This is a genomic window from Protofrankia symbiont of Coriaria myrtifolia (assembly GCF_900634755.1).
Classification (GTDB): domain Bacteria; phylum Actinomycetota; class Actinomycetes; order Frankiales; family Frankiaceae; genus Protofrankia; species Protofrankia coriariae.
In genome coordinates, this window is record NZ_CAAAFS010000298.1 from 1 (window position 1) to 10,811 (window position 10,811).

Annotated in this window: 8 protein-coding genes; 1 reads left to right on the plus strand and 7 read right to left on the minus strand. The window is 73.6% G+C overall.

Annotated elements, in window-relative coordinates; translation table 11 throughout:
* Positions 1-4,387 (plus strand): Lhr family helicase (locus CM1CMNOD_RS16760; protein WP_131774077.1); only part of this gene is annotated, 4,387 nt, incomplete at its 5' end.
* On the opposite strand, the gene pspM is transcribed toward CM1CMNOD_RS16760, so the two are convergent.
* From pspM to CM1CMNOD_RS16795, 7 genes are all read right to left on the minus strand, one after another.
* A complete protein-coding gene (pspM, locus tag CM1CMNOD_RS16765) occupies positions 4,376-5,155 on the minus strand; it encodes a phage shock envelope stress response protein PspM (RefSeq protein WP_013874775.1) in 780 nt (259 codons plus the stop codon). The two genes, CM1CMNOD_RS16760 and pspM, sit on opposite strands and share 12 nt — an antisense overlap.
* Before the next feature lie 2 nt (positions 5,156-5,157).
* Positions 5,158-5,949, minus strand: a complete 792-nt coding sequence (locus CM1CMNOD_RS16770; protein WP_083828343.1) for a PspA/IM30 family protein — start codon at positions 5,947-5,949, stop codon at positions 5,158-5,160.
* Positions 5,950-6,043: 94 nt separating this feature from the next.
* Entirely contained in the window at positions 6,044-6,406 is a 363-nt protein-coding gene (locus CM1CMNOD_RS16775; protein WP_013874777.1) for a helix-turn-helix domain-containing protein, read from the minus strand.
* 119 nt (positions 6,407-6,525) lie between these two features.
* Positions 6,526-7,821: a competence/damage-inducible protein A gene (locus tag CM1CMNOD_RS16780; protein WP_013874778.1), complete on the minus strand. Its 1,296-nt coding sequence runs from the start codon at positions 7,819-7,821 to the stop codon at positions 6,526-6,528.
* Entirely contained in the window at positions 7,811-8,413 is a 603-nt protein-coding gene (locus CM1CMNOD_RS16785) for a CDP-alcohol phosphatidyltransferase family protein (RefSeq protein ID WP_013874779.1), read from the minus strand. The genes CM1CMNOD_RS16780 and CM1CMNOD_RS16785 overlap by 11 nt, the downstream gene beginning before the upstream one ends.
* The gene (locus CM1CMNOD_RS16790) at positions 8,410-9,867 is read right to left on the minus strand and encodes a MiaB/RimO family radical SAM methylthiotransferase (protein ID WP_013874780.1); all 1,458 of its coding nucleotides are present in this window, start codon (positions 9,865-9,867) and stop codon (positions 8,410-8,412) included. Before CM1CMNOD_RS16790 ends, CM1CMNOD_RS16785 begins: the two co-directional genes overlap by 4 nt.
* A 9-nt stretch (positions 9,868-9,876) precedes the next feature.
* Positions 9,877-10,707, minus strand: a complete 831-nt coding sequence (locus CM1CMNOD_RS16795; protein WP_013874781.1) for a helix-turn-helix domain-containing protein — start codon at positions 10,705-10,707, stop codon at positions 9,877-9,879.
* Between the last annotated feature and the right edge of the window lie 104 nt (positions 10,708-10,811).

Consider the following 10,811-nt stretch of genomic DNA (forward strand, 5'->3'; position numbering starts at 1 on the left):
GCCCACCCCCGCGCAGGCCGGCGCCTGGGAGGCGATCAGCCACGGGGACGACGTCCTGGTCGTCGCCCCGACCGGCTCGGGCAAGACGCTCGCGGCCTTCCTGTGGTCGCTGGACCGGATCGCCCGCGCCGGTCCCCCGGCCGACGCGTCCCGGCGCTGCCGGGTGCTCTACGTCAGCCCGCTCAAGGCCCTGGCCGTGGACGTCGAACGCAACCTGCGGGCCCCGCTGGCCGGGATCCGGGCCACCGCGGCGCGCCTGGGCCGGCCCGAGCCCGACGTGCGGGTGGGCATCCGCTCCGGCGACACCCCCGCCGCCGAGCGACGGACGTTCGGGCGGCTGCCCCCGGACGTGCTCATCACCACGCCCGAGTCGCTGTTCCTGATCCTGACCAGCCAGGCGCGCGAGGCGCTGCGCGGGGTGGAGACGGTCATCGTGGACGAGGTGCACGCCGTGGCCGGCACCAAGCGCGGCGCCCACCTCGCCCTGAGCCTGGAACGCCTCGACGCGCTGCTGGACACTCCCGCCCAGCGGGTGGGCCTGTCGGCGACGGCGCGCCCGACCGAGGAGGTCGCCCGCTTCCTCGGGGGCGCCCGCGCGGTCACGGTGGTCCGCCCACCCACGGGGAAGACCCTGCGGATCGACGTGGTCGTGCCGGTGCCGGACATGACCCAGCTCGCCGGCCCGACCCCGGCCGCGTCGATCTGGCCGGCCGTGGAGGAACGCATCCTCGACCTCGTCCTCGCGCACCGCTCGACCATCGTGTTCGCCAACTCCCGCCGGCTGGCCGAACGGCTGTGCGCCCGGCTGAACGAGGCGTACGCCCAGCGCATGCGGGACCCGTCCCTCGAGGTGGCCCGGGCGCATCACGGCAGCGTCAGCCGACAGCAGCGGGCGCTCATCGAGGACGATCTCAAAGCCGGCCGACTGCCCGCGGTCGTGGCCACCTCCAGCCTGGAACTCGGCATCGACATGGGCGCCGTCGACCTCGTCGTCCAGGTCGAGTCGCCACCGAGCGTGGCCGCCGGCATGCAACGGGTGGGACGCGCCGGGCACCGGGTCGGGGCCGCCAGCCGAGGGGTGATCATGCCCAAGCACCGCGGCGACCTGCTGTCGTGCGCCGTCGTCGCCGAACGGATGCGCGACGGCGGGATCGAACAGCTGCGGTATCCGCGCAACCCGCTGGACGTGCTCGCCCAGCAGATCGTGGCGATGGTCGCGATGGATCCCTGGCCGGTCGACGACATCGCCGCGCTGGTCCGCCGGGCGGCCTCGTTCGCGACGCTGCCGCCGCCCGCCCTGGAGGCGGTCCTGGACATGCTCGCGGGCCGCTACCCCAGCGACGACTTCGCCGAGCTACGTCCCCGCCTGGTCTGGGACCGGGTCACCGGCACCCTCACCGCCCGGCCCGGCAGCGGGCGGCTGGCGGTCACCAGCGGCGGCACCATCCCCGACCGCGGCCTGTTCGGGGTCTTCCTGGTGGGTGAGAAGGCCAGCCGGGTCGGCGAACTGGACGAGGAGATGGTCTACGAGTCCCGGGTCGGCGACGTCGTCCTGCTCGGGTCGTCGAGCTGGCGGATCGAGGAGATCACCCCCGACCGGGTGCTGGTGGCCCCGGCGCCGGGCCGGCCGGGCAAGCTGCCGTTCTGGCACGGTGACACGCTCGGGCGTCCCGCGGAACTCGGCCGCGAGATCGGCGCCTTCACCCGTGAGCTGGCCCGCCTCGACAGCGGGCAGGCGCGCGAGCGCCTGCGGGCAGCCGGGTTCGACGGGTGGGCCACCGACAACCTGCTCACCTACCTCGCCGACCAGCGGGCGGCCACCGGCCATCTGCCGGACGACCGGACGATCGTCGTCGAGCGCTTCCGGGACGAGCTCGGCGACTGGCGGCTGGCGGTCCACTCGCCCGTCGGCGCCCCGGTGACCGCGCCGTGGGCGCTGGCTATCGCCGCCCGGCTGCGCGACCGTTACGGCGTCGAGGTGCAGATCATGCACTCCGACGACGGTGTCGTCGCGCGGATCCCGGACGCCGACCTCGCCCCCACCGCCGACGTGGTCGTGTTCGACCCCGACGAGATCGACGCGCTCGTGCGGGCCGAGGTCGGTACCAGCGCGCTGTTCGCGAGCCGGTTCCGGGAGTGCGCGGGCCGGTCGCTGCTGCTGCCGCGGCGCACCCCCGGCCGCCGGACGCCGCTGTGGCAGCAACGGCAGCGCAGCGCCCACCTGCTGGCGGTGGCGGCCCGCTTCGACGACTTCCCCGTGGTGCTGGAGACCATGCGGGAGTGTCTGCAGGACGTCTTCGACGTTCCCGCCCTGACCGGGCTGATGCGTCAGGTCGCGGCCCGCACGCTGCGCGTCGTCGAGGTGGAGACCGCGGCGCCCTCGCCGTTCGCCCGCTCGATGCTGTTCGGCTACGTCGCGGCGTTCATGTACGACGGGGACACCCCGCTGGCCGAACGCCGGGCCCAACTGCTCGCGCTGGACAGCTCCCTGCTCACCCAGCTGCTCGGCCAGGCCGACCTGCGGGAGCTGATCGACGCGGCCGTGCTCGCCCAGGTGGAGGCCGAACTGCAGCGCCTGGCACCCGACCGGCGGGCGCGTGACGTCGAGGACGTCGCCGACCTGCTGCGCCTGGTCGGCGACCTCAGCACACCGGAGGCGCTGGCCCGCGGCGCAACCCCGGCCCACCTCGCCGAGCTCGCCGACACCCACCGCGCGCTGCGGGTACGCATCGCCGGCGAGGAACGCTGGGTGGCCGTCGAGGACGCCGGCCGGCTGCGCGACGCCCTCGGCATCCCGGTGCCGGTCGGGGTACCCACGGCCTTCACCGAAACGGTCCGCGACCCGCTCGGTGACCTGCTCGCCCGCTACGCGCGCACGCACGGCCCGTTCGACGCCGAGGCGGTCGCCGACCGCTTCGGGCTGGGGGTGGCGGTGGTGACCGCCGGCCTGGAGCGGATGCTCGCCACCGGCCGGCTCGTCCGCGGCGAACTGCGCCCGGGCGGCACCGGCGAGCAGTGGTGTGACGACACGGTGTTACGGATACTGCGCCGGCGCAGCCTCGCCGCCTCCCGCCGCGACGTCGAGCCCGTCCCGGTGACGGCCCTTGCCCGTTTCCTGCCCGCCTGGCAGGGGCTGTCACGCGGCCGGGACGGCAGCCACGGCGTCGACGCGGTGGTGCGGGCCGTTGAGCAGCTGCAGGGCGCGCTGATGCCGGCCAGCGCCTGGGAGCAACTCGTCCTGCCCGCCCGGGTGGCGGACTACCAGCCGGGGATGCTCGACGAGCTGTGCGTGTCCGGTGAGGTGCTGTGGGCCGGTGCGGGCGGGCTGCCCGGCAACGACGGCTGGCTGACCCTGGTCCTCGCCGACAGCGCTCCCCTGCTGCTGCCACCGCCCGTCCCGGACGCGGCGAGCACCCCCCTGCACGCCGCCGTGCTCGAGGCCCTCGACGCGGGGGCCGCCCTGTTCTTCCGGTCCCTCTCCGACCGGGTCGGCAGCCTCGACGACACCGCGCTCGCGGCCGCACTGTGGGATCTGGTGTGGGCGGGCCTGGTCACCAACGACAGCCTCGCCCCGCTGCGGACCTCGCTGGCCGCCCGCCGCGGCAGCCATCCGACCGCTCGGCGCAGCCCCCGGCTGCGCCCGGTGCGCTACTCCCGTCCGAGCATGTCCCGTCCGAGCATGCCGTCGCGGACCGGCCCGCCGACGGTGGCCGGCCGCTGGTCACTGCTGCCCGCACGGGATGCCGACCCGACGCTGCACGCCCACGCGCAGGCCGAGATGCTGCTCGACCGGTACGGGATCGTCACCCGCGGCACGGTCACGGCCGAGGGGATCCCGGGCGGTTTCGCCGGGGTGTACCGCGCCCTGTCCGCCTTCGAGGACAACGGACAGTGCAGACGTGGATACTTCGTGGAATCCCTCGGCGCGGCCCAGTTCGCCGTCCCCGGTGCGGTCGACCGGCTGCGGGCGATGCCGGCGACGTCCGGCGCACTCGTGCTCGCCGCGACCGACCCGGCGAACCCCTACGGCGCCGCCCTGCCCTGGCCGGCGGCCCAGCCGGCCAACGCCCCTGGCTCCCCCGGCGGGGGGCACCGGCCGGGACGCACACCGGGTGCGCTCGTCGTGCTCGTCGACGGCGAACTGGTGCTCTACGTCGAACGCGGCGGCCGGACGTTACTGACCTGGACCGACGACCCCGAACGGGTGCAGCCGGCGGTCGACACCCTCGCGCTCGCCGTGCGGGACGGCTGGCTGGGACAGCTGTCCGTGGAGAGGGCCGACGGCCAGGCCGTGCTCACCAGCGAACTGCGCACCAGCGAACTCGGCCAGGCCCTGGAACGCGCCGGCTTCCATCCTACACCGCGCGGCCTGCGGCTACGGGCCTGAACCATCCCGCATGAGTTCGCGCAGGCCGTCGGCGAAGCCGCGCAGGGCCGCGGTCCCGCGTTCGAGCTCACCGTCGCGCCCCGCCACCGCCCCCGCCGGCAACAGCGCCGACGGTGTCGAGGCGAGCAGGTCACTGGCCGCGGCCAGCATCTCGTCGAGGGCGTCCGCCTCGGTCGTCATCGAACTCACCAGGCCCTTGATCGTAGTAGTGATCTCCGCTCGACGGCCTGGGTCGACGACCGTACGCGCCGCCGACTCACAGGCCAGCACCCGGGCGGCCTGGCCGCGCAGACCATCGACCACCTGGGCGGCCGACGCCATCGCCGCGCGGACCGCCTCGGCGGCGGCCCCGGGCGGCAACGACCGCAGCATGGCGGCGAGCGCGACCACCGCCGCCTCGCCGCGGTGCAGGGGCTCCGCGGCGGCCGAGCCCCGTAGCCGCAGCCGCGAGGGCAGCGGCGCCGTCGGCAGCGGCAGAGCCGCCGGCAGCGCCGGAGCCGCCCGCGCCTGACGCCAGGACAGACCGGCCCGCACGAGCGCGCCGACGCCCACGACCAGCCAGCCCCACGTCCCGTCGAGCACCGCGACCGCCGGGGTGAGGACCGCGACCCCGGACCACGCCCGCGCGGATGCGGCCGCGCGGCGGCGCTGCCTGGCCTGGGCGCGGATCAGCCGCTGCTCGCCGCGCAGCAGGTTCCGGCGTTCGATATCGGCACGCAGCCACTCCGGCAGGCGGCTGCTCGGCCCCGTCCCGCGTGCCGGCAGCATCGTCAGGCGTCCGGCCGATCAGCCTGTCCCTTGTCCAGGGACAGCGTGCCGTCGGATCCGCCCGCCGCCGGCCCGGCCGACAGGGCCGTGCGGATCTCGGCGAGACGGTTGGACGCCTTCGCGTCCAACGACGCCCGACGAATCTCCAGCATCCGCGACTCCACCCCCTGCGAGGACAGTTCGTGCCGTCCCAGGGCGATCGCGTAGCGCTGCTCGACCTTGTCCCGGACCTGCCCCAGCGTCGGGGTGTCGCCTGGCGGGGTGAGCCGGGACATGCCGTCGAGCGCCTTGCCCATCTGCTCCTGCATGGCGGCGTGCTCGATCTGGGTCAGCAGCCGAGCCCGTTCGGCGAGCTGCCCCTCCAGCCGCAGCGTGTTGTCCTCCACCGCGCGGCGGGCCTGCTCGGCGGAGAGCGCGGCCTGCTGGTGCAGGGCCTTGAGGTCGTCAAGGGAGCTCTCCGCGGCGACGAGCTGGCTGGCGAACGCCTGCGCGGTCTGCTCGTAGCGGGCTGCCGCGTCCTCCTCGCCCTTCGCGCTGGCCGCGTCCGCGAGCAGGATGGCCTGGCGTGCGGAGGCGGTCAGGCTCTCGACATCCTCGATCTGGCGCGCCATCCGCATCTCCAGCTGCCGCTGGTTGCCGACGACCGCGGCAGCCTGTTGCACGAGCGCCTGGTGCTGCCGCTGCGCCTCGGTGATCGCCTGGTCGATCTGGACGCGCGGATCCGCCTTCTCGTCCAGCTTCCGGTTCGCCGACGCGGACAGATAGCGGTAGAACTTGCGGACGACGTTCGCCATACCCCGATCGTCGCACGTCAAGCCGGACATCGGTGCCCCCCGGCCCACTAAAACGGACGTCGGCTAGACGGCACCACCGCCGCCGTCAGTCGGCTCAGGCGGCGCGGTCGACCACGGCGGTGGTCGCGCCGCCGCGGGACTGCATGGCGGGAGGCTGCATGGCGGCCATCGGCGGCATCCCCGCCATCGGGGCGCCCACCCGGGCCGGGCCGCCGGCCGCGAGCTCGGCGAGCTCCAGGTCGTCGCTCACCTCACGCAGCAGGTCGGCGAGCCGGACGCCGAGCGCGTCGCAGATCGACGCGAGCAGCTCGGAGCTGGCCTCCTTCTGTCCCCGCTCGATCTCGGAGAGGTATCCGAGCGAGACTCTCGCGTTGGAGGACACCTCACGCAGGGTCCGGTGCTGATCCTGGCGGCGGCGGCGCAATGCCTCGCCGAGCATGCGTCGGAGCAGGACCATCGTGCCTCCTCCTTCGTCCTCGGGCTGGGCCTTACCGTATACCTGCTGTCCACCGTGATGGCTGGCCGTTGATACGACTGTAACCATGTAAGCAACACGCGTCCGGCGGTTCATCCCAGTCAACAAGTATGAACAGTCAGGGTACGCCGAAGAGCGTCCAACGCCTGGACGACCGCATAGATACGGTTCGTACGACGGTCGCCAGGGAGGCGCAGGGACCTCGTCAGCGTGCCGAAGGCACCAACCATACCGATGTGCAGGGTCCCGACCGGCTTGCCCTCCTGCTCGTCGGGACCGGCCACCCCGGTCACCGCCAGCCCGTTGCTCGCCCCCAGCAGGTCCCGTACGCCCGCGGCCATCGCCGCCGCCGTCTCCGGGGACACCGCGCCGGACGTCGCCAGCACCTCCGGGTCGACCCCGAGCACGTCCCGCTTGGCCTCGGTGGCATAGGAGACCACCCCGCCGCGCAGCACCGCGCTGGCACCGGCGACGTCGGTGAGCCGGCCGGCGAGCAGCCCACCGGTCATCGACTCGGCGACGGCGAGCGTCTCACCGCGCTCGGCGAGCAGCCGCAGGACGGTCCCCTCCAGCGAATCGTCGTCGACGCCGTAGAGCGCGATCCCGAGCGCGTCGCGGGCCGCCTTCTCCACCGGCTCGATGAGCCGGTGGGCCTCGGCCCGGTCGGTGGCGCGGGCGCTGATCCTCACCCGGGTCTGCCCGCCGCTGGCGAGAAAAGCGATCATCGGGTTCCCGACCGGGGCAAGCCGCTCGACCTCCCCCGCCAGCGCCTGGGCCACCACCGACTCCCAGATCCCGGCGGTGCGCAGGACCCGGTGCACCACGACCGCCGGCTCCCCCGCCCGGCGCAGCAGATCCGGCAGGACCGACCCGGTGAACATCGCGTACATCTCGTTGGGGACGCCAGGCAGCGCGTACACCACACCGCCGCTGCCGCTGCCCTCACCGGCTATCTCCAGGCGGATACCGGGCGCGGTGCCGACCTCGTTCGGCAGCGGTTCGGCGCCCTCGGGAAGATCCGCCTGCCGGTAGTTCATCTCCGGCGTCCCCCGGCCCGTACCGCCCGGCGCGTCCCGCCGCAGCGCCTGGAACCAGCGGCGTAAGGACGCCTCCAGGAAGGGATCCCGGCGCATGGCCACGCCGGCCGCCAGGGCGATCCCCTCCCGGGTCAGATCGTCCTGGGTCGGCCCGAGCCCGCCGGTGAGGATGACCGCGTCCGCGCGGCCCAGCGCCGCCCGGATCCCGGCCGCGATCGTTTCGACGTTGTCGCCCACCACCGTCGACATCGTCAGCCGCGCACCCACGTCGGCAAGCTGCCGCCCGAGCCACGCCGCGTTGCCGTTGACGATGTCCCCGAACAGCAGCTCGTCACCCACTGCCAGCAGTTCAGCCCGCATCGCTCTCCTCGGAGATCGCGGGGACCGGCCGCGTCGCCTGCCGTCGCAGGGCCACCGCCCGTCCCACATAGTCAAGACCGGTGACCACCGCCACCAGCACCCCGGCGGCGAGAACGACCGCCCGCGCGGAGGCGGCGGTCCCTTCCAGCGGGAGCACGTAGAGACCGATCGCGCAGTTGAGCAGCAGGGTCTTCAGCTTGCCCCCGCGGCTGGGTGCCATCACCCCGTAGCGGATCATCCGTAACCGCAGCAGGGTGACCCCGACCTCCCGGACCGCGACGACCACCGTCACCAGCCACGGTAGGTCATCGAGCAGCGACAGGGACAGCAGCGCGGCGCCGGTGAGAGCCTTGTCCGCGATCGGATCGAGGATGATCCCGAAATCCGTGACGATCCCGCGGCTGCGGGCGACATATCCGTCGACCTGGTCGGTGACCGCCGCGAGCGCGTAGACGGCGAACGCCGCCACCCGCCAGTCGGAACCGTCCTGCCCATCGGCGAACATGAACACCACGAACACCGGGACGAGCGCGACCCGCCCGACGGTGAGCGCGTTGGCAAGATTCAGCCGGCTGACGGCGGCCCCGCTCATACCACAGGGTCGACTGTCACAGGGTCGACGATGTCGAGGAGCTCGGCGACCAGGTCCACCCCTTCGGACGCGACCACCTTCGCACTCACCAGATCGCCCACCCGCACCCGCGCGGCCTCGGCCGCCGGCAGGCGGACCGTGCACGCTCCGTCGACCTCGGGCTGCTGGTGCGCGGCCCGTCCATGTGCCAGCCCACCGGCGACCTCCTCCACCAGGACCTCTACGACCGAGGAGAGCCGCTGCTGCGCGCGGGCGGCGGTCAACTGCTCGACCAGGTCGGTCACGCGCGCCTGGCGCCGGCGTACCGTGGCCGGCGTGACCTTGCCGGGCAGGGTGGCCGCCTCGGTCCCGTCCTCGTCGGAGTATCCGAAGACCCCGACGGCGTCGAGGTCGGCGTCGGTGAGGAAGCGCTCCAGCAGCGCGACGTCCGCCCGGGTCTCGCCCGGGAAGCCGACGATCACGTTCGAGCGGGCGCCGAGGTCCGGGGCCAGCGCGCGGGCCCGCGCCAGCAGATCGAGGAAGGCGTCCGCGCCACCGAAACGGCGCATCCGCCGCAGCACCGACGGACTGGCGTGCTGGAACGACAGATCGAGGTAGGGGGCGACTCCCGGAGTCGTCAGCACCGTCTCCAGCAGGGACGGGCGTACCTCGGCGGGCTGCAGGTACACCGCTCTGACCCGGACCACACCGGCGATCGCGGCCAGTTGGGGCAGCAGTTTCTCCAGCGCCCGCAGGTCCCCGAGGTCCTTGCCGTAGGAGGTCGAGTTCTCGCTGACCAGGACGAGTTCCCGCACGCCCTGGCCGGCGAGCCACTCGGCCTCGGCGAGGACGTCCTGCGGTGGCCGGGAGACGTGCGCCCCGCGGAACGTGGGGATCGCGCAGAACGCGCAGCGCCGGTCACAACCACTGGAAATCTTCAACGACGCGACAGGTCCCCCGAGCAGGCGTTGGCGCAGGACCGGCGGGCCGGAGGCGGGCCCGGCCCGCTCCGTCCGCTCCGCCTGGCGGTCGACCGGTGTGATCGGCAGCAGGGTCCGCCGGTCACGCGGAGTGTGCGCCGCGGGTTTCTCGCCACGCAGCACCGCGTCCAGATGGCTGCCGAGCGTCGGGTAGGCGTCGAAACCGAGGACTGCGTCGGCCTCCGGCAGGCTGTCGGCGAGCTGTCGCCCATACCGCTCGGCCAGGCAGCCGACCGCGACCACGGCCTTCGGGCCCCCGGCGTCCGTGGCGGCGTCGCGCAGATCGGCGGCGGCGAGCAGTGTGTCGATCGAGTCCTTCTTGGCGACGTCGACGAAACCGCAGGTGTTGACCACCACGGCGTCGGCGGTGACCGGATCGTCGACCACGGCCCAGCCGTCCCCCCCGAGCCGCGCCGCGAGCTCCTCGGAGTCCACGTCGTTGCGGGCACAGCCCAGTGTGATCAGCGCGACACGGCGAACGGGACGATCGGGCACGACGTCAGGCTACCGGGATGCCGGGTTACCAATGGCACAGTCTCCCGACACACCCAGACCCACACGTACGGTGAGGACCTGGCCGGGGCTGCCCCCCAGTCCCAGATCCCGCCCGTTGCAGGAGACCGCCACCGATCCAGCGTTGCCGATTTTGATCTCCATGGAACGGGCCGCCTTCACCAGCCGGCTGTCGCCGGGCTGCAGGAGCTGCTGCAACAGGACCCGCTGTGCCTCGTCCCGCATCTCCAGCCAGCTCGGCTCGTCCCGTACCGCCACCTCGACGTTCACCCCGCTCGGCGCGGGCGTCGCGGACCGCACGGGTGCGGCGGACGCGCCGGCTCCCGGCGTCGCCGGCGGGACCGTGGCGGCCGCCCGAACATCGGTTGGGTCGCGCAGTGCACCGCCGGAGTCGTCCGGGACGAAGACGGCGAGAGCGGCCAGGACACAGACCGCTACCAGCGCAACGATCACCGCGGGTGCCCAGGGGAACCCCCGACGGGCTACCGCCCCGTGCGAGATCAACGGATCGGCCGGCCGCGACGGGAGCGGCTGCGGCCCGGTCGGCCGGCCGTGCCGCCGGTCGAACTCGGAGATCAGCGGCGCGGGATCGATCCCCAGGGTGCGGGCGATGCTGCGGATGTGGCCACGCGCATACACCGAACCACCACAGCTGGTGAAATCGTCAACCTCTATCTGCTCGATCAGCGCGGCGCGCACACGGGTCCGCTCGCTGATGTCCGAGATCGACAGGCCCTGTCTGACGCGGGCGGTCGCGAGCGCCGCACCCACTCCCTCCGGAGGCGGGCTGCCTGCGGACACCGTCGGGTCAGTGGACTGCATAGGCCACCCTCCGCCCGGTCGGATCGGCAGTACTGGCGAGTCTACGGTGGTTGGCCAGTCGCCGAAAGCACACTCCGATGATCGCCATGGACGTCACTAGTAGA